Source organism: Micromonospora terminaliae, assembly GCF_009671205.1.
Taxonomy (GTDB): domain Bacteria; phylum Actinomycetota; class Actinomycetes; order Mycobacteriales; family Micromonosporaceae; genus Micromonospora; species Micromonospora terminaliae.
The window spans coordinates 2,657,129-2,675,875 of record NZ_CP045309.1; the positions used below are offsets into that span (position 1 = coordinate 2,657,129).

An 18,747-nucleotide genomic window follows, 5' to 3' on the forward strand; every position below is an offset into this window, starting at 1 on the left:
CCGGTCAGATGGCCGTGGCCTGGACCACCTTCCATTCGCCGTGCACCGGCACCAGGGTCAGCACCACCCGGTTCTGGTCCACCTTCTCCCCCGCCGTGGTCACGTTGCGCCGGTACTGGTTGAGGTAGAGCAGCAGCTCCACCCGGTCCGGCTGGGCGTCGATCACGCCGGTGGCGGAGACCTCGGCGAGCACCACGGCCTGCTGTTTCGTGGCGGTCTCCTTGAGCGCCGTGGTGGTCTGCGCGTACTCGTCGGCGAAGGCGCCGGTGGCGAACGTGCGGCCGTTGGCGACGCTGTCGTCGAAGGTGCGGTAGTCGTACGAGAAGAGGGCCTTGGCGGCCGCCGGCGCGGTGGCCAGGGCCTGGCGGACGGCCTGGTCGCGCTGGCCGGCGCGGCGGTCGGCGGTCCAGCCGGCCACCGCCACGGCGGCGGCCAGCAGCAGCGCGACGACGAGCAGCGGCACGGGACGCAGCCGGGGTCGCCGCAGTACGGTCGGTAGGCGCATCGGTCTCCTCCTGTCGGTCATCCGACGAACTGGAGCCTGGTCACGAGCCAGTCCCCCGAGTCCCGGTCCCGGACCAGGTCGAGCTGGATCCGGTAGTGCGACGGTCGCCCGTCGGGCGCCTTGACGTTGCGGACCGTGGCGTCGACCGCCACCAGCACCACGGCGCGCCGCCGGTCGCCGGAGACGAGCCCGGCGCGCAGCACGGTGCCCTGCGACTGGACCTTGTTCTCCACCACGGCGGAGCGGACCTGGGCCTGGCCGCGGGTGAACTCGTCCTTGAAGTCGCCGGTGGCGCCGGCGGTGATCCGGCTCAGGTCCCGGTCGACGCTGGCCGCGCTGACCGAGACGAAGTTGACGGCGGCCTGCCGGGCGGCGGCCACGGCCTCCCGGCGGGCCTGGTCGGTGGCCCGGTCGACGTACCAGCGGTGGCCCTGCACGCCCGCGCCGGCCAGGGCGGCGGCGAGCAGCACCACGAGCAGGGCGACGAGCGCCCGGGCCCGGCGGGACGGGCCGGCGCCGGCCGGCTCGGCGGCGGCGTCCCGCTCGGCGGGCTCCGGCTCGGCGGGCTCCGGCTCGGGCTGGTCCTCGACCTCCGCCGGGTCGCCGACGACGGTAAGGTCCCCGGCCTCGATCGGGTCCTCGACGGGTTCCCGGTCCAGGCGTTCCAGCACCCGTTCGATCGGTTCCGGCGACGTCGGGACCGCGCGGCTGACCAGGCGGCGGCGCGGTGTGGCCGGGCCGGCCTTCGCGCCCTTGATGACCTTCAACGTGGGGTTCCTGCGGTTGGGCATCGCCACCTCCTCGGGTACGCCGGTCACGGGGTCACCCCGGCGAGCAACAGCTGTTTCCAGGACTGGGCCCCGGCGGTGCGGTACTGGCCGCCGGTGCCGCCGAACTGCAACGGGCGGCCGTCGGTGCCGAGCACCAGGCCGGTCGCCGGGTCGTACCCTGGGTCGCCGCCCCGGTCGGCCTCCGGCGGGGGCGCGGGGTCGGCGCCCCCGGGCCGGGGCGCGTTCCCGGCGCCGCGCACGCTCGCCCCGGCGGCCCGCTCGCCGGCGTCGCACCGGGTGGCGCCGCCGGAGTAGACGCAGGACGGCGGGTTGCCCAGGTTGACCACGAGGCCGAGGTGGGCGGTGCCGTCGCCGGGGGTGACCGTGTACCCGCCGGCCACCGCTATCGGGTACACCACCAGCAACTGCTCGATGCCGGGCAGCCGGCGGGCGGCGATGCCGTTGACGGTGACGAGGTTGCCGAGCAGCACGCCGATGTCGGGTTCCAGGCCGCGCAGCAGCGCCCGCAGCTCGGCGCCGGCGGGCGGGCCGCCGGCCAGCAGCCGACGCAGGTCCGGGTCGGCGGAGCGGAGCGTGGCGGCGAGCTGCGCCAGGCCGGACGACCAGCGGCGCAGCGCCTCGGCCGACTCGGCCTGGGTGGTCAGCACCGTCCGCGCGTCGCGGATCAGCGCGAGGGTCTCGGGCAGCCGCCGGTCCGCCTCGGCGAGCAGCGCGTCCCCGGCGTCGAGGAGCCGGGCCAGGGCCTGCTCGTTGCCCTCGAACGCGGTGCCCAGCTCGGTGACGAGCACCGCCAGGTCGTCCGGGTCGACCGAGCGGACCAGCGCGTCCAGGTTGGTCAGCAGGGTCTCGGGGGCCAGCGGCAGGCCGGTCCGGTCGGCCGGGATCACCGCCCCGTCGGCCAGGTACGGTCCGCCGTCGCGCTCGGGGCGCAGGTCGAGGTACTGCTCGCCGACGGCGGAGCGCTGGGCGACCACGGCGCGCAGCGCGTCGGGAACCCGGACGCCCCGGTCGAGGCGCAGGTCGGCGCGGACGGCGTCGCCGCGCAGGGCGACGGCGGTGACCCGGCCGACCGGCACGCCCCGGTAGGTGACCGGCGCGTTGGCGAACAGGCCTCCCGCGCGGGCCAGGTCGACGTGCACGACGTAGCCGGTGTGGAACAGCCGCTCGCCGAGGCCGACGTAGCGGACGCCGACGTAGCCGACGCCGAGGATGCTCACCAGCACGAAGGCGAGCACCTGGAGCTTCACGGTGCGTCCGATCACGGGTTCAGCCCTCCCCCGAGCACGTCGGTCAGGTCGCCGACCTGGCCGAGGACGGCGCCGGTCACCGGCAGCACGCACTCGGCGGTGAGCACGGTGCCGTCGGGCAGTTCGGTGCCGGCGGGCAGCGCCGTGCCCTGGGGCACCAGGCCCTTGGGCAGCAGCAGCCCGCCCAGCGGCACGGTGGAGCCGGGCTTGAGCAGCTTGCAGCCGGCCGGCAGGCCGCACTCCTTCGGCGGGGTGAAGACGGCCGGGAAGTTCTTCAGGTCCGGCAGGCACTTCAGCAGCGGCAGGTCGGGCAGGCCGGGCAGGACGCCGCCGCCGGGCTTGGCCCCGGGTTGCGCCGGGCGGCCGGTGGCGGGCGGCCGGGGTGCCCCCGGAGTGGCCGGCCGGGACGTCCGGGGCGCCGGGGCGGGCGCGGCGGCCACCAGGTTGGCCAGGATGGTGGCGGCGTCCAGGTCGGCCGTGATGGACAGGTTCACGAAGTCGCCGACGATCGCGCCGGTGACGTTCGGCGGGAACGGGAACGACAGCATGAAGTCCAGCGACTTCGGCAGGTCGTCGCCGGCCCGGGCGAGCTGTTCGAGGATCGGTTGCAGGGCCGTCACGGCGGCCACCGTGTCGGCCCGGCTGCGCTCCACCACCCGGGTGCCCACGGTGCCGAGCCGCCCGAGCGCGGTGAGGGCCTTGGTGAGCTGCGCGCGTTGCCGGGCCAGCACGGTGAGGCCCGGTGCGAGGGAGTCCAGCGCGTCGCCGACGACCTGGCGTTGCCGGGCCAGGCGGCCGCTGAGCCGGTCGAGCGCGTCGATGGCGCGGACGATGTCGGCCTTCTGCCGGTCCAGCCCGCCGAGGAAGGTGTCGAGCTGGGTGAGGGTGTCCCGCAGCGCCGGTTCGCGGCCGGCGAGGGCCCGGTTCAGCTCGGCGTTGATGGTGCGCACCTGGGCCAGGCCACCACCGTTGAGCAGCAGGCCCAGGGCGGCGAGGACCTCCTCCACCTCGGCGCCGCGGGTGGTCCGGGACAGCGGGATGAGGTCGCCGTCGGCGAGGTCGCCGCGCGGCGGCTCGGCCGGTGGCGGGGCCACCGCCACGTACTTCTCGCCGAGCAGGCTGCTCTGGCGGACGGCCGCGGTGGCGTTCGCCGGCAGCCGCACCCCCCGGTCGATGCGCAGCCGGACCCGGGCGTGCCAGCCGTCCAGCGAGATCTTCTCGACGCCGCCGACGGTGACGTCGTCGACCTTGACGGCGGCCCGGGGCACCAGGTCCAGCACGTCGCCGAACTCCGCGGTGACCGTGTAGCCGGGGCCGGCCGGGCGGCCGCCGGGCAGCGGCAGGTCGGCCACGTCGGGCAGGCCGCAGCCCGCCGGCAGCAGGACCAGGGCCAGCGCGCCGGCCAGCAACCGCGAGCCGGTCCGCACGGGGGTCACGCCGGGCCCCGCAGGATGCCGCCGAGCGTGGGGTCGCTCGGGATGGAGGAGCCGCCCGGCGCCTCGTCGGCGGTCGGCGCACCGGGGGAGCTGATGGTTCCCGGTGAGGACCCGCCTCCCGCCGGGGCGCCGGGCGGCAGCTTGAGCAGCTTGCGCAGCTGGTCGGTGAGGGGCAGCCCGCGCTGGCGCAGGGTCTGCGCGAGTTTGGTGCAGATCGCCGGCACCTGGGCGACGGGAAGCTGGTCGGCCATGAGTGAGCAGGCGAAGGTGGCCGGGTCGTACGGGCCCAGCGCGTTGTCCCGGGTGTCCAGGGTGCCGGAGCGGGGGTTGTAGGCGAGGTTGAGGTTGCCGATGGCGAGCGGGGCCACGTCGAGGATCTGGATGACCGCCTGCTGCTGGCGGACCAGCACCCGGGTGATGTCGGCCAGCGCGGTGACGTTCGAGGTCAGCGCGGTCCGGTTCTGCCGCACGAAGGTCGTCACGTCGCCGAGCGCGGCGGCCAGGTTGCGCAGCGCCCGGGCCAGCTCCTCCTTCTCCCCCGCGAGCTGCTGGGCGACGTCGGCGAGCTGCTGCTGGAAGCCGCGTACCTGCTGGTCGCTGCGGGCCAGTGTGGTGGTGAAGCGTTGCAGGTTGGCCACCGTGCCGAACAGGTCGTCGCGCCCGGTGGACAGGGTGGACAGCGCGCGGGAGACCCCGTCGAGGGTGTCGTGCAGCTCGGCGCCGTTGCCCTCCAGGTTGGCCCGGCCGGTGGCGACCAGGTCCGACAGGGCCCCGTCGGCGTTGGCACCCTGCGGGCCGAGGGTCCGGTTGAACTCGTCGAGCGCCGCGTAGATGTCGTCGATCTCCATGGGCGCCGCGGTCCGGTCGACCGGAATCCGTGCGCCGTCGTCGAGCGCCGCCCCGCCGGTGTACGCGGGGGTGAGCTGCACGTACCGGTCGCTCACCACGCTGGGCGGGACGATCAGGGCCTGCGCGCCGGCCGGCAGCCGCAGGTCCGGGTCGTAGCGCATCTCGACGCGGACCACCCGCCCCTGCGGGACCACCTTCTCGACCTCGCCCACGCGGACGCCGAGGACGCGCACATCGGAGCCGGCGTAGACGCCGACCGCGCGGGTGAAGTAGGCGACGACCCGCCGGTCGGGTGGTTCGTGGCGCCACACGGCCGCCCCGACGGCGACGGCGGTGAGCAGCACGGTGGCCGCGGCGAGCGGCCGCCGCCAGCGCTGGATCCGACCGGGCATCAGCGACCTCCGGTGGCGGCGGGCAGGTACGGCTGGAGCATTCCGTCCACGTACGAGTCGAACCAGCGCCCGTTGCCCACCACGTTGGCGAACGCCGTGACGAACGGGCCCATCCGGCGGATGGTCTGCTCCAGGTCGTCGCGGTTGCGTTGCAGCACGGCGACCACGTCGCGCAGCTTGCGCAGCGCCGGTTCGAGCCGGGTGCGGTTGTCGGCGACCAGCCCGGACAGCTGGGTGGCGAGCTGGTCGGTGCCGACGAGGAGCTGGTGGATGGCGTCCCGCCGCCGGCTGACCTCGGCGAGCAGCTTCTCCCCGTCGGTGACCAGCTTGCGGAACTCCTCGTCCCGTTCGGCGAGCACACCGGTGACGCCCCGGGCCCGGGACAGCAGCGTGCGCAGCTCGGCGTCGCGGTCCGAGACGGTGCGGGACAGCCGGGACAGGCCGGTCAGCGAGGTGTTGACGCTGGCCGGGGTGTCGGCGAACGTCTCCGACAGGGTGGTGAACGCCCGGGCGAGCTGGTCGGTGTCCACCTTGTCGAGGGTGTCGGCGAGGCCGGTGACGGCCTGCACCACGTCGAACGGGGCGGCCGTGCGGTCCAGCGGGATCTGGCCGCGCTCGGGCAGCTTCCCGGGCCCGGCCGGGGCGAGGGCCAGGTACTTCTGCCCGAGCACCGTCTTGATCCGGATGGTGGCGCCGGTGTCCCGGCCGAGGCGTACGCCGTCGTCGTCGACCCGGAACCGCACCCGCACGTACGGCTGCGGCTCGCGGGCGAGTTCCACGGCGGTCACCTGCCCGACCCGCACCCCGGCCACCCGGACCTCGTTGCCGGTGGCCAGTCCGCTGGCGTCGTGGAACGCGGCGGCGTACGACCGGCCGGTCAGCGCGGCGATCCGGTCGAGCTGGAACGCGCCGAGCAGGGCGGCCACGAGCACGGTCAGCCCGATCGCGCCGACGAGCACCGGGTTGCGTTCGCGGAACGGTTTCACCGGGCACCTCCGGTGGCGCAGCGGGCGGCCGTGGCGTCGACGCCGGGGACGGTGAGCGGCGCGTGGCCGTCGACGGCGAGCCGGCCGTCGAAGTCGCAGAGGTAGAAGTTGAACCAGGACCCGTAGGAGGCGACCCGGGTCAGCGACTCGTAGCGCTCCGGCAGCCGGCCCAGGGTGGCGTCGATGACGGCGGAGTTCCGGTTGAGCGTGCCGGCCAGCTCGTCGAGGGCGCGGACGTCGGCGGCGAGCGGGGGCCGGGTCTGGCGCAGCAGCCCGGCGGTGGTGTCGGTCAGCTCGCCGAGGCTGACGAGCGCCTCGCCGATGGCGGTGCGGTCGGCGGAGAGCCCGGAGACGAACTGCTGGAGCTGGCTGATGCTCTGGTCGAGTTCCTCGTCGTGGCTCGCCAGGGTGCCCAGCACCTGGTTGAGGTTGGTCACCACCCGGCCGATCACCGCGTCCCGGTCGGCCAGGGTGCTGGTCAGCGAGGCGGTGCGCCGCAGCAGGCTGGCCACCGTGCCGCCCTCGCCCTGGAGCACCTGGACGATCTCGTACGCCAGCTTGTTGACCTCGGCGGGGTCGAGCGCGGTGAACAGCGGCCGGAAGCCGTTGAACAGCACGGTCAGGTCCAGCGCCGGCTTGGTCTGGGCGAGCGGGATGAGGCCGTCGGGGCGCAGCGGGCGGGGGTCGCCGGGGCCCTCGGTCAGCGCCAGGTAGCGCTGGCCGACCAGGTTGCGGTAGCGGACGGCGGCGCGCACGCCGACCGCCACGGGCACCGTCCGGTCGACGGTGAAGGCCACCTCGGCGGTCGTGTCGTCGACGACCCGGATGCCGGACACCTTGCCCACCCGCACCCCGGCGATCCGCACGTCGTCGCCGGGGAGCAGCCCGGTCACGTCGGTGAACCGGGCCCGGTAGGTGGTGCCGCCGGGCGGGAACGCGCCGAGGGTCTGCGCGAGCAGCGCGGTGGCCAGCAGCGTGATCGCCGCGAACACCACGAGCTTGACCAGCGCGGGGGTCGTCTTCCCGGTCATCGGGCGGTCACCACCGCTCCGCGCAGCAGCGGGCCCCAGAGCAGCACCGCGATGTCGGGCACCTCGGCGGGCGGTGTCCCGGTGAGGCCGCCGACGAGCGGCTTCACGAGCGCCCGCTCCTCGCCGGTGCCGGCGCGGCCCATCGCCGGGGACGCGGGCGCCGCGGCGGCCCCGCCGGCCGGCACGCCCACGGGCAGGGGCTTCGGGGTACGGGTGCCGCCGTAGTCGTAGCCGTCGGCGACCGCCACCTCCGGGGCGGGCACCTTGGGGTTCGGCAGGCCCCGGCAGTCCGGGCCGTCCTGCGCGCCGTAGACGGGCTCGTCGCGGCCCCGCTCGTACGGGCCGCCGTCGCGGGTCACCTCCAGGGTGATGTGCATCCGGCCGCCCGCGAAGACCTCCTCGACGCGGGGTTGCAGGTCGACCAGCCCGTGCACGAGGCACGGGTACTCGGGCGCGTACGCGGCGAGCAGTTCCAGCACCGGGCGGCTGACCTGGCCGACCCGGATGAGCTGGTCGCCGTGCCGGTCGAGGAAGCCGCGGGCGGTGTCGGCCGTGTCGGTGGTGTCGGCGAGGAAGGCGGCCAGCTGGTCGCGCTGGTCGCCGACGGTGCGGGCCGTGACGGTCACGTCGCGCAGCAGGGCCAGCAGGTCGGGCAGTGCCGCGTCGTAGCTGTCCAGCACCGCGGCGAGCTGCCGCAGGTCCTCGGTGACGGTCGGCAGCTGCGGGTTGAGCTGCCGCAGGTACGCGCCGAGCTGGACCAGGTTCGCGCCGAGCCGGTCGCCGCGCCCCTCCAGGGCGGTGGTGAGCGCGCCCAGGGTGGTGGCGAGCTGGTCGGGGCGCACGGACTGGAGCAGCGGCAGCGCCTCGTCGAGCACCCGTTCCAGCTCGACGGCGGTGCGGCTGCGGTCCTGGGTGATCACCGCGCCGTCGCGGATCGGCCCGGCGGTGCTGCCCGGGGGCGGGACGAGTTCCACGTACCGCTCGCCGAACAGGGTCTTCGGCAGCAGCCGGGCGCTCACGTCGGCGGGGATCCGGCCGGTGGTGGCCGGGTCGAGGGCCAGCCCGATGACCGCGCCGTGGCCGTCGCTGCGCACCGAGCGGACGGCGCCGACCACCACGCCGCGTACCTTCACGTCGGCGCCCTCCAGGAGGTGCAGGCCGGCGCGGTCGGCGCGGAGGGTGACCCGGTCGACCGGGGTGAACGCCCCGCGGTACTGGAGGACGGCGGCGGTCAGCGCCGCGGTGAGCAGGGCGACGAAGACGAGGCCGAGAAGACGGTGTCGCATGGTCACCCCGCGATCCGGACGGTGGTGGTGGCGCCCCAGATGGCCAGGGACAGGAAGAAGTCGACGACGTTGACCGCGACGATCGCGGTCCGCACGGCCCGGCCCACCGCGACGCCGACGGCGGCCGGCCCACCCTTGGCGGTGTAGCCGTACCAGCAGTGCACGAGCACCACGATCACGCTGAACACCAGCACCTTGCCGAAGGACCAGAGCACGTCCGCGGGCGGCAGGAACAGGTGGAAGTAGTAGTCGTAGGTGCCGGCGGACTGTCCGAAGTAGCCGACCGCGATGGTGCGGGTGGCCAGGTAGCTCGCGAGCAGCCCCAGCACGTACAGCGGGACGACCGCGATGAAGCCGGCGATCATGCGGGTGGTGACGAGGAACGGCAGGGAGGGCACGCCCATCACCTCCAGCGCGTCGACCTCCTCGGAGATCCGCATGGCGCCGAGCTGGGCGGTGAAGCCGCAGCCGACCGTGGCCGACAGGGCCAGCGCGGCGACCAGCGGCGAGATCTCCCGGGTGTTGAAGTAGGCCGAGACGAAGCCGGTGAAGGCGCTGCTGCCGATCTGGTCGAGCGCCTGGTAGCCCTGGAGCCCGACCTCGGTGCCAGTGAAGAAGGTGAGGAAGCAGATCACCCCGACGGTGCCGCCCAGCACGGCGAGCGCGCCGGTGCCGAAGCTGACCTCGGCCAGCAGGCGGACCACCTCGCGCCGGTAGCGGCGCAGGGTGCGCGGCGCCCAGGCCAGCGCACGCAGGTGGAAGGCGAGCTGCCCGCCCAGGTCGTCGAGATAGCGCAGGACCGCCACGTCAGCTCCCCTTCTGCGGGACGACCTGGAAGTACACGGCCGTGACCACGAAGTTCAGCGCGAACAGCAGCATGAAGGTGATCACCACGCTGCGGTTGACCGCGTCCCCGACGCCCTTCGGCCCGCCCTTCGCGTTCATCCCCTGGTGGCTGGCGACCAGCGCGGCGGCGGCGCCGAACAGCAGCGCCTTCACCTCGCCGACCAGCAGGTCGGGCAGTTGACCGAGCGCCTGGAAGCTGGCCAGGTACGCCCCGGGCGTGCCGCCCTGGAGCACCACGTTGAACGCGTAGCCGCCGCTCACCCCGACCACGCTGACCAGGCCGTTGAGCAGCACCGCGACCAGCATCGAGGCGAGCACCCGGGGCACCACGAGGCGGTGGATGGGATCGATGCCGAGCACCTGCATGGCGTCCAGCTCCTCGCGGATCTTGCGGGAGCCCAGGTCGGCGCAGATGGCCGAGCCGCCGGCGCCGGCGATGATCAGCGCGGTGACGATCGGGCCCGCCTCGCGGACCACGGCGAGCACCGAGGCCGCGCCGGTGAACGACTGCGCGCCGAGCTGCCGGACCAGCGAGCCGAGCTGGAGCGCGATGACCGCGCCGAACGGGATGGAGACCAGCGCGGCGGGCAGGATGGACACCGAGCTGATGAACCAGGCCTGCTGCACGAACTCGCGCACCTGCACGGGCCGGCGGCCCAGCCCGCGCAGGGTGTCCAGGCAGAACGCGAAGAACTCGCCGGTGCTGCGGACGGCGGCGACCGGGGCACTCATACCGCCACCTCGCTCGGGTCGGCCGCCCAGCGGCCCTCGAACGACCCGGGCGGCGGGGTGACGCCGTGCTCGCGGCACCACTGCCCGGGCGGGCGCTCGGCCGCGCGCGGCCGGCCGTCCGACGGGGGCAGTTGCAGCGGGATGGGCGGCAGCGGCGGGAGTTCCGCACCCGCCTGCGCCTCGGCCGCCAGCTCCTCGGCGTCCTTCTCCTCGGCCATGCCGATGGGACCGATCCGCTGGGCGTTGAGGAACTGCCGGACCACCGGCTCGGTGCTGGACAGCAACATCTCGCGCGGCCCGAACATGGCCAGGTGCCCGTGGTAGATGAGGCCGATGTTGTCCGGCACGGTCCGGGCCGTGTTGATGTCGTGGGTGACGATCAGGAAGGTCGCCCCGGTGCGCTGGTTGAGGTCGACGATGAGCTGGTTGAGGTAGGCGGTCCGCACCGGGTCCAGCCCGGAGTCCGGTTCGTCGAACAGGATGATCTGCGGGTCGAGGACGAGCGCCCGGGCCAGCCCGGCCCGCTTGCGCATCCCGCCGGAGATCTCGCCGGGCAGCTTGTGCTCGGCGCCGACCAGGCCGACCATCTCCAGCTTCTCGGTGACCACGGCCCGGATCTCCGACTCGGACCGGCGGGTGTGCTCGCGCAGCGGGAACGCCACGTTGTCGTAGATGGTCATCGAGCCGAACAGGGCGCCGTCCTGGAACAGCACGCCGAACAGCTTGCGCACCTCGTACAGCTCGCGCTCGGAGAGCCTCGGCAGGTCCCGGCCCTCGATGAGGACGGAGCCCCGGTCCGGCTTCAGCAGGCCGACCAGCATCTTGAGGAACACCGACTTGCCGGTGCCGGAGGGTCCCAACAGGACGGAGATCTCCCCGGCGGGCAGGGTCAGGGTGAGGTCCGACCAGACCGGGTGCCCGCCGAAGGACTTGGTCAGCCCGCGTACCACGACCTCGACGCCCATCGTTCCCCTCCCTTCGTGTCCCACTGGGACATCGGGTGGGGCCGGCCGGACGCAACAACTACTTTCCGTCACCGGCCGGGGACGACCGGCGAGCTATGCAAAACCCCGGGGGTGTCGATAACGTGCCGGAAACCGGCCGGCGATGAGGATGTTCCACGAACGCCATGACGACAGTGATCGAGTCCGAACTCGTCCGCCGGGCCGCCGCGGGCGACCCGGCGGCGGTCGAGGAGTTGCTCGTCGGGGTGCGTCCGGGGCTGGTCCGCTACTGCCGGGCCCGGCTGGGCCGGGTGGGCGGGGCGTACACGACCGCCGACGACGTGGCCCAGGAGGTCTGCGTGGCCGTGCTGCGCGCCCTCCCCCGCTACCGCGACCAGGGCGCCCCGTTCGCCGCGTTCGTCTACGGCATCGCCGCACACAAGGTGGCCGACGCCCAGCGCTCCGCCGTCCGCGACGCCGCCGTCACGCCCACCGACGCCCCGGTCGACCGGCCGGACGCCGCGCCCGGCCCCGAACAACAGGCGGTGGCGAGCGACCTGGCCCGGCGGCTGTCCGCCCTGCTCGACCGGCTCCCCGACGCGCAGCGGGAGATCATCCTGTTGCGGGTCGCGGCCGGCCTGTCCGCGGAGGAGGTCGGCGGCATCGTGGGCATGTCGGCGGCCGCGGTCCGGATGGCCCAGTCCCGCGCCCTGGCCCGGCTCCGTACCCTGGCCGGGGGCTCACTGGACGAGGTGGCGGCATGACCGGGCGGATGCCGGGCGACGGCGACGAGGCGATGGACCTGGGGACCATCGCCCGCGACGACGCGCTGCTCGACGCGCTCGGCCGCGGCGAGGCCGCACCCGAGGGCGACGCGCTCGCCGGGCTGCTCGCCGCCTGGCGGTCCGAGCTCGCCGAGGAGCCGGCAACCGCGGTACGCCCCGGCGCGCCCGCCCCCGCCGACGAGACGCCCCCGCGGCGCGCGGTCCGCCGCCCCCGCCCCTGGACGCTGCGGCTGGCGGCCGCCGCCGTGGCGCTGCTGGCCCTGGTCTCCGGGCTCGGCATCGGCAGCCGCGACGCCGGACCGGGCAGCCCGCTGTGGTCGCTGACCCGGCTGCTGCATCCCCAGCAGGCCGAGGTGCGCGGCATCGAGGACACCATCGCCAAGGCCCGCGCGGCCCTGGACGCCGGCCGGCTCGACGACGCCGGGGCCCTGATCGCGCAGGGCCGGCGGGACCTGGCCCGGGTCGAGGATCCCGCGGCCGTCACTCGCCTGAGCGCCGCGCTCGACATCCTGGCGCGCGACCTGGCGGCGGCCCGGGCGGCGACCGCGCCGCCGACCCCCGCGCCGGCCGCCACCACCGGTCCGGCCACCCCCGCGCCCACCGCCGTGCCGAGTCCCACCACCAGCGGTACGCGCCGGCCCGCCCCCGCCACCTCGGGCGGCGCGCCGAGGCCCGGGTCGACCGGTTCGCCGGCCCCGGCCGACAGCCCGCTGCTGCCGCTGCCCAAGCTCCCGCTGCCCGTGCCGTCGGTGTCGGTCTCCGGGCTGCCGCTGCCCGAGCTACCGCTGCCCACCCGCGGCGGGCTGCTCGACTGAGCGCGGCTCCCGGATCCGCGCGACGAACCGGACACTCCGTTACTGTGCTGCCGTGAGCAGCGCAGCGACGGTGGCCGGGCCCGTCACGGAGGGTCGCCGGGGCCGGATGACCACGAGCCGGCGGCTGAGCGTCATGATGCTCGGGATGACCGTGCTCGTGCTGACGGGCGGCGGGGTGGGCGCGGTGGCGCTGTCCCACACGGCCGCGGTCTCCAACCGGCTCGCCGACCACATCTCCCCGGCCCGCACCGCCGTGAGCCGGCTGGAGAGCGGGCTGCTGGAGCAGGTGGCGGCGGTGCGCGGGTACGTCGTCACCGGCGACCCGGAGCTGCTGCGCCCGTACGAGGAAGGGGTGGCCGCCGAGCGGGCGACCGCGCAGCGGGCCCGCGACCTGCTCGCCGACGAGCCGGAGGCGCGCCGTGAGCTGGACGCCGCGCTGGCCCTCGCGGAGCGCTGGCGGGCCGAGTACCCGACCCGGCTGATCGCCGCCCGACGGGCCGGCACGAGCGCGGCGGAGCTGGCGCCCGTGGTGCGGCGGAGCGGGCTCGCGTTCGACGCCGCGCAGGCCGCGCTGACCAGCCTGGAGGCCCGGCTGGACCGGGTGCAGGCGGCCGGCCGGGCCGACCTGGACCGGGCCCGCGCGCTGCGGGACCTGCTGTTCGTGGCGATCCTGGCCACCCTGCTGCTGTCCAGCATCGTCATCTCGGTGCTGGTCCGCACCACGGTGCTGCGCCCGCTGGACCGGCTGGGCGCCTCGGTGCGGCGGGTCGCGGGCGGCGACTTCGAGCACCGCCTCGCCCCGGAGGGCCCGGCGGACATCGCCCGGCTCACCACCGACGTGGAGACCATGCGGCAGCGGATGGTCGACGCCCTGCACACCGGCCGCCGGCAGCGGGACGCCCTCGAACAGCAGGCCGCCGAGCTGCGCCGGTCCAACGAGGATCTGGAGCAGTTCGCCTACGTGGCCTCGCACGACCTCCAGGAGCCGCTGCGCAAGGTGGCGTCGTTCTGCCAGATGCTGCACCGCCGCTACGCCGACCAGCTCGACGACCGGGGCCGCCAGTACATCGGGTACGCGGTGGACGGGGCCACCCGGATGCAGAGCCTCATCAACGACCTGCTGGCGTTCTCCCGGATCGGCCGCGTCTACAGCGACGACCGGGAGGTCGACCTGGCCGCCACACTCGCCCAGGCCGAGTCGAACCTCTCCGAGCCGATCGCCGAGGCGGGCGCCGAGATCGTGGCCGACCCACTGCCCGTGGTGCACGGCGACCCGACGCTGCTCACCATGCTCTGGCAGAACCTGCTCGGCAACGCCGTGAAGTTCCGCCGCCCCGACCGGGCGCCCCGCGTCCGGGTGACGGTGACCGAGGACGCGGCCGGCTGGGAGTTCGCCGTGGCGGACAACGGCATCGGCATCGACCCCCGGTACGCCGACAAGATCTTCCTGATCTTCCAGCGGCTGCACCCGCGCGGCACCTACGACGGCACCGGCATCGGGCTCGCCATCTGCAAGAAGATCATCGAGTACCACGGCGGCACGCTGTGGCTGGACGATGCCCACACCGAGGGCGCCCGGTTCGTCTTCACCCTGCCGAAGCCCGCCGCGACGGCCGCCGTGCCGGAGCAGAAGGGCGAGCGGGCGCCGGTGGCCCCGGCCTGAGGACGGGGCCACCGGCGGCGGCTCAGCCGGCGGGGCGCTCCCGGTCGGCGGCCCGGCCCAGTGCGACCATCCGCAGCGTCTCCTCGCGACGCCGCAGCAGCAGCACCCCGGCCAGGAAGGTGACCGGCGGCACGAGCACGAGCAGAAGCCACTGGGCCGGCACCAGCGGGATGGCGTGTCCCATGTGCACGGTCGACACCGACCAGCCGGCCAGCGCGCTGTCGATGACCAGGGCCAGCGCGGCGACCGGCACCAGCAGGACGGCGATCCGCCGGCGTACCGGCGCGGCCAGCGTGGCGACGGCGACCACGACGGCCAGGGCCGCGGCGGCGAGCCCGGCCACGTAGAGCCAGATCACCAGCTCGCTGCGGGCTTCCAGCCCGTAGAAGCTCCGGTAGCTCGTCGGGCCGGCCGCCACCTCGAACAGCGGGCTGGTCACCCGGTTGAGCTCCAGCAGGACGAGTGCCACGACCGGACCGGCCACCAGGGCGGTGAGCCGCCGTGACCCGAGTACCGCGGGCGCCCGGCGGGGCGGCGCGGGCACGGTGAGCGCGGCGGCGGCCACCAGAGCGAGGGCGAACTGGGGCAGGGTGTCGACGACGTACGCCGGCTGGTCGACGACGCCGGGGCCGACCAGCACCGCCCAGCCGGCCACCGCGGCCCAGGCCAGGCCGGCGGCCACCCGGGGCAGCCCGGCCAGCGCGGTCACCGCCACCGCCGCCCAGCCGGCCACCCGCAGCCAGTCGACGAGGTCGGGGGCGACGGCGCGCAGCGGCGGCGGCAGGGAAGGATCCACCAGCAGGTGGTCGAGCACGCTCCGCCCGGCCGCCGCGCAGAGCACCAGCGCCACCAGGACGCCGGTGACGGCGGCGGCGTCGGCCCAGGCCGGCTCGGTGAACCCCCGTGCGCCCACCCGCAGCCGGGCCCGCAGGCCGGCGCCGACCAGGTCGACCGTGTCCCGCAGCCCGGGCCGGGTCTGCCCGGGCCGCGCCCCGGCCAGGAGGACGGCCACCATCTCCTCCTCGTACACCCGGCGGTGTTCCCAGGGGTGGACGGCGAGCAGCCGGCGGTAGCGGCGCTCCAGCTCGGCGGCGCTCACGCCATCCCTCCCTCGGGCAGCAGGCCGGCGGCGCGCAGCCGGCGGCCGGCCGTGTCGGCGTGGCGGCGCAGGCGCGCCACCTCGTCGGCGAGCCGGGTGGCCCCGAGCGCGGTGAGCCGGTAGTAGCGGCGCAGCCGGGACTGCACCACCTCCTCGCGGTCGACCTCGATGAGGCCGTCGGCGCGGAGCCGGTCGAGGACGGCGTAGAGGGTGCCGGCGCGCAGCCGGACCCGGCCGTCGGAGATGCGCAGCACGTCCTCGATGACCGCGTAACCGTGACGGGGTGTCTCGGCCAGCGCGGTGAGGACCAGGAACGTCGGTTCCCGTAGGGGGCTGTCGGTCATGCGGGCGAGCATATACCGGCTATCGGTATATACGCGGTACCGTCACTCGGCCGGTCGCCGTCCGTCCCCGTCGGCGGCGGCCGCCGCGACGTTCTCGGTGACCGGCCCGAGGCCCGCCGCGGCCGGCTCGGTCCCGCCCGACGCGGCCTGGCCGGTCGGCACCGCCGGCGCGCGGCCACCGCCGGCGAGCCGGTCGAAGAAGCTCAGCAGCTCCACCGGGAACGGCATGACCAGGGTGCTGTTCTTCTCGGCGGCCACGTCCACCACCGTCTGGAGCAGCCGGAGCTGGTACGCCCCCGGCGTGTTGGCCATCGCCCGCGAGGCGTCGGCGAGCCGCCGGGACGCCTGGAACTCGCCGTCCGCCGCGATGACCCGGGCCCGGCGCTCCCGCTCCGCCTCGGCCTGCCGGGACATCGACCGCTTCATCCCCTCGGGCAGCGACACGTCCTTCACCTCCACCCGCTCGATGAGCAGGCCCCACGGCTTCTCGGTGGGCGCGTCGATGACCGACTTGAGCTCGGCGTTGATCCGGTCCCGGTCGCGCAGCAGGGTGTCCAGGTCGGCCTTGCCAATCACCGACCGCAGCGCGGTCTGCGCGACCTGGAGCACCGCCGACGGGTAGTCGCGGACGTTGACCAGCACCTTCACCGGGTCGACCACCCGGTAGTAGACGACCGCGTCGACGGTGAGCGTCACGTTGTCCCGGGTGATGACACCCTGCGCGGGCACCCCGATCACCGTGGTCTGCATGCTCACCCGCACCATGCGGTCGGCGACCGGGATGATGAGCTGGAAGCCGGGCTGCCGGATGCGCTCCAGCACGCGGCCGAAGCGGAACACCACGCCACGCTGGTACTGCTGCACGAGCCGGATGCTCAGCGAGGCCACGAGCACCACGAGCACGACGACGATGACCAGCGCGACGACGGCGGCGGCTGCCATGGTCTCCCTCGATCCCGGAGGCGCCCGCCTCCCGGCCGCGCGCGTACCCACTCCCCCGCACTTCACGCCTGCCACCCGCAGAGGCCCAGTCGCAGCTCTTGGTGAGTTGCCGTCACCAGCGAACGGGAACTCGCCAAGATCTGAGCGGATCCGGCCTCAGAAGCGGCGGGCGGCCGGGATGCCGCGGGGTGGGGCCTGGCGCAGCAGCCAGACCGGGTTGCTCGCGCCGATGATCTCACCGTCGCGCCCCCGGACCTGGGTGCGCAGGTACGCGCCCGCACCCGGAGCCACCGGCAGGTCGTGCCAGCCCTCGCGGAGCTGGCGCCACGGGACCTGTCCGGTCCGGATCGCCGGGGTGGGGTCGGCGACGCCGGCCCGGTCGACCGTGCCGGTGACCACCTCCAGGGTCGCGCCGGCCGGCAGGTCGGTGGCCCGCAGCCGCACGGTCAGGTCGTCCGCGGCGGTGGTCACCACGGCGCCCATCGCGCTGCGGCCGCCGATCTCCAGGTCGAGCGCGCCCCGGTAGCGGGCCAGGTCGGTGAACCAGGCCTGCCCGGCGCGCAGCGCCGCCACGAGGTCGTCGCGGGCCGTGGAGGCCGCCCAGACGTACGTGACGTGCCGGTCCCGCCCGGCCCGCCAGTCGGTGCCGTTGTGGTCGTCGGTCACCCCGACGGCCGTAACGGGGATCGCGTTGCGGGCCGCCACGTCGTACGCCCAGAGGTGGTCGTCGACCGGATTGCGACCGATCTCGATCAGGTCGGCGCCGAGCGCGTGCCGCTCCACGAGCAGGCGCGCGAGGGACTCGCGCCGTTCCACGTCGAGCGGGTGGTTCCAGCAGACCACCCCGCCGTGGCCGTGCAGGAACTCGACCATCCGCTCGGTCGCCGCGGCGTCGTTGTCCCGGTACGGCGGGGACGGGAAGGACGGCAGCGTCTGGTCGCCGCCGAACCAGTTGAGGTGCCGCACCATCGACACCTCGTAGGCGCGGTGGTGGGTGACGCCGGGATACGCCTCGGCGTACCCGCGCAGCACCTCAGCGCGCAGTTCCTCGCCGGCCTGCCCGGCGCGCCGCGCCCGGTCGAAGACCAGCCGGTCCACCACGAACGCGCCGCGCGCGCCGGCCCCGACCTGCACGCCGAGGCGCAGCCCGCGCAGCGAGTTGTCCCCGGCGACCAGGTCCGGCCAGAGCCGCCGGACGTCGGCGAGGAGGTCGAGGGTGTGCCGCCGCCAGACGCCGGCCGGGGCGGGCAGGTCGACGGTGCCGTGCCGGCCGTCGGCCCGGTGCCGCGTCTCGGCCGCCGTACCGAGGCGGTAGCGGAGCACGAGCTGGCCGGCGGGGCGCCCGGCCCCGGCGGGGTGGTGGGACAGCGCGATCTCCACGATCAGCGCGGCGTCCGGGCCGGTGGCCTCGGGCAGCACGTCGAGGTGCAGGGTGGTGTCGGAGATGTTCCCGGTGTGCGTCCAGTTCCAGGCCTTGCCGGCGTACCAGAGGGCGCCGGCGCCTGCGGCGCTGAGGCGCAGCGCGCGGCCGGGGTCGTCGGCGGCGTGCGGCGCGGGCACGAAGTCGGCGGCGGAGGTGGTGAGCCGGCCCTCGGTGGACGCCGTCCAGGTCCAGGCCAGGCCGCCCTCGGGTTCCTCGGGACCGTCGAAGTGGACGGTCCGGCGGTGGTCGTGGGCGGCGACGCGGAAGTCGTGGTCGGTCCACCAGAGCACGTCGACGGCGTTGCGCCGGGCCTGGTCGAGGTGGGCCGCGTAGCTGGCGATGCCCTCGCTGAACGAGGCGTGCAGGTGCATGGCCATGCTGATCGGCCGCCGCCCGCCCCGGGCCGGCACCGGGTCGCCGGTGGCGGCCAGGCCGACCGGCACGCCGATCCCGGCGACCGCGAGCCCACCGGCGGCGACGAGCAGGCTCCGCCGGTCCAGCCGCGCCCGTCCACCCATGCCGCTCCCCCGCTCCCGTGCCGGCCCGCGCCAGCCTACGGGCGTCCGCGCCACGCCGGCATCCGGCGATCGTGCCCGCCGGCCGACGGACGGCGGAGGGCCGCCGGGCCGGT

The 18,747-nt window shown here is 75.3% G+C and carries 18 protein-coding genes; 3 read left to right on the plus strand and 15 right to left on the minus strand.

The features are described from left to right. Positions 1-4 precede the first annotated feature (4 nt). Genes GCE86_RS11930 through GCE86_RS11980 form a run of 11 tightly spaced genes read right to left on the minus strand, consistent with a single transcriptional unit; the run spans position 5 to position 11,066 of the window. On the minus strand, positions 5-505 hold the full coding sequence (locus GCE86_RS11930; RefSeq protein WP_154227011.1) for a hypothetical protein: 501 nt from the start codon (positions 503-505) through the stop codon (positions 5-7). Between the two features lie 17 nt (positions 506-522). After that, the gene (locus GCE86_RS11935) at positions 523-1,296 is read right to left on the minus strand and encodes a hypothetical protein (protein WP_208818092.1); all 774 of its coding nucleotides are present in this window, start codon (positions 1,294-1,296) and stop codon (positions 523-525) included. Between the two features lie 23 nt (positions 1,297-1,319). Further along, the gene (locus tag GCE86_RS11940) at positions 1,320-2,558 is read right to left on the minus strand and encodes an MCE family protein (RefSeq protein WP_154227013.1); all 1,239 of its coding nucleotides are present in this window, start codon (positions 2,556-2,558) and stop codon (positions 1,320-1,322) included. Then, positions 2,555-3,979: an MCE family protein gene (locus tag GCE86_RS11945; protein WP_244317274.1), complete on the minus strand. Its 1,425-nt coding sequence runs from the start codon at positions 3,977-3,979 to the stop codon at positions 2,555-2,557. Before GCE86_RS11945 ends, GCE86_RS11940 begins: the two co-directional genes overlap by 4 nt. Further along, the gene (locus tag GCE86_RS11950; RefSeq protein ID WP_154227014.1) at positions 3,976-5,220 is read right to left on the minus strand and encodes an MCE family protein; all 1,245 of its coding nucleotides are present in this window, start codon (positions 5,218-5,220) and stop codon (positions 3,976-3,978) included. Before GCE86_RS11950 ends, GCE86_RS11945 begins: the two co-directional genes overlap by 4 nt. Further along, entirely contained in the window at positions 5,220-6,206 is a 987-nt protein-coding gene (locus GCE86_RS11955; protein ID WP_154227015.1) for an MCE family protein, read from the minus strand. The genes GCE86_RS11950 and GCE86_RS11955 overlap by 1 nt, the downstream gene beginning before the upstream one ends. Further along, positions 6,203-7,237: an MCE family protein gene (locus GCE86_RS11960; protein WP_154227016.1), complete on the minus strand. Its 1,035-nt coding sequence runs from the start codon at positions 7,235-7,237 to the stop codon at positions 6,203-6,205. Before GCE86_RS11960 ends, GCE86_RS11955 begins: the two co-directional genes overlap by 4 nt. After that, positions 7,234-8,523: an MCE family protein gene (locus GCE86_RS11965; RefSeq protein WP_154227017.1), complete on the minus strand. Its 1,290-nt coding sequence runs from the start codon at positions 8,521-8,523 to the stop codon at positions 7,234-7,236. The genes GCE86_RS11960 and GCE86_RS11965 overlap by 4 nt, the downstream gene beginning before the upstream one ends. Before the next feature lie 2 nt (positions 8,524-8,525). Beyond that, positions 8,526-9,329 (minus strand): MlaE family ABC transporter permease, encoded by an 804-nt coding sequence (locus tag GCE86_RS11970; RefSeq protein WP_154227018.1) that lies wholly within the window; start codon positions 9,327-9,329, stop codon positions 8,526-8,528. Position 9,330: 1 nt separating this feature from the next. After that, positions 9,331-10,101 (minus strand): MlaE family ABC transporter permease, encoded by a 771-nt coding sequence (locus tag GCE86_RS11975; protein WP_154227019.1) that lies wholly within the window; start codon positions 10,099-10,101, stop codon positions 9,331-9,333. Further along, positions 10,098-11,066, minus strand: coding sequence for an ABC transporter ATP-binding protein (locus GCE86_RS11980; protein WP_154227020.1), 969 nt, complete (start codon positions 11,064-11,066; stop codon positions 10,098-10,100). Before GCE86_RS11980 ends, GCE86_RS11975 begins: the two co-directional genes overlap by 4 nt. A gap of 164 nt (positions 11,067-11,230) precedes the next feature. Here GCE86_RS11980 and shbA point away from each other — a divergent pair, with 164 nt between their 5' ends. Genes shbA through GCE86_RS11995 form a run of 3 tightly spaced genes read left to right on the plus strand, consistent with a single transcriptional unit; the run spans position 11,231 to position 14,308 of the window. Continuing rightward, the gene (shbA, locus tag GCE86_RS11985; RefSeq protein ID WP_154227021.1) at positions 11,231-11,809 is read left to right on the plus strand and encodes an RNA polymerase sigma factor ShbA; all 579 of its coding nucleotides are present in this window, start codon (positions 11,231-11,233) and stop codon (positions 11,807-11,809) included. Then, positions 11,806-12,645, plus strand: coding sequence for an anti-sigma-D factor RsdA (locus GCE86_RS11990; protein WP_154227022.1), 840 nt, complete (start codon positions 11,806-11,808; stop codon positions 12,643-12,645). Before shbA ends, GCE86_RS11990 begins: the two co-directional genes overlap by 4 nt. Before the next feature lie 52 nt (positions 12,646-12,697). After that, a complete protein-coding gene (locus GCE86_RS11995; RefSeq protein ID WP_204342002.1) occupies positions 12,698-14,308 on the plus strand; it encodes a sensor histidine kinase in 1,611 nt (536 codons plus the stop codon). 22 nt (positions 14,309-14,330) lie between these two features. Here GCE86_RS11995 and GCE86_RS12000 read toward each other — a convergent pair whose 3' ends face one another. From GCE86_RS12000 to GCE86_RS12015, 4 genes are all read right to left on the minus strand, one after another. Next, entirely contained in the window at positions 14,331-15,407 is a 1,077-nt protein-coding gene (locus tag GCE86_RS12000; RefSeq protein WP_154227023.1) for a hypothetical protein, read from the minus strand. Further along, complete coding sequence (locus GCE86_RS12005) at positions 15,404-15,751, minus strand: PadR family transcriptional regulator (RefSeq protein WP_154227024.1); 348 nt, start codon at positions 15,749-15,751, stop codon at positions 15,404-15,406. Before GCE86_RS12005 ends, GCE86_RS12000 begins: the two co-directional genes overlap by 4 nt. A gap of 42 nt (positions 15,752-15,793) precedes the next feature. Beyond that, positions 15,794-16,693 (minus strand): SPFH domain-containing protein, encoded by a 900-nt coding sequence (locus GCE86_RS12010; RefSeq protein ID WP_154227025.1) that lies wholly within the window; start codon positions 16,691-16,693, stop codon positions 15,794-15,796. 156 nt (positions 16,694-16,849) lie between these two features. Next, the gene (locus GCE86_RS12015) at positions 16,850-18,634 is read right to left on the minus strand and encodes a CehA/McbA family metallohydrolase domain-containing protein (RefSeq protein WP_154227026.1); all 1,785 of its coding nucleotides are present in this window, start codon (positions 18,632-18,634) and stop codon (positions 16,850-16,852) included. Positions 18,635-18,747: the final 113 nt, after the last annotated feature.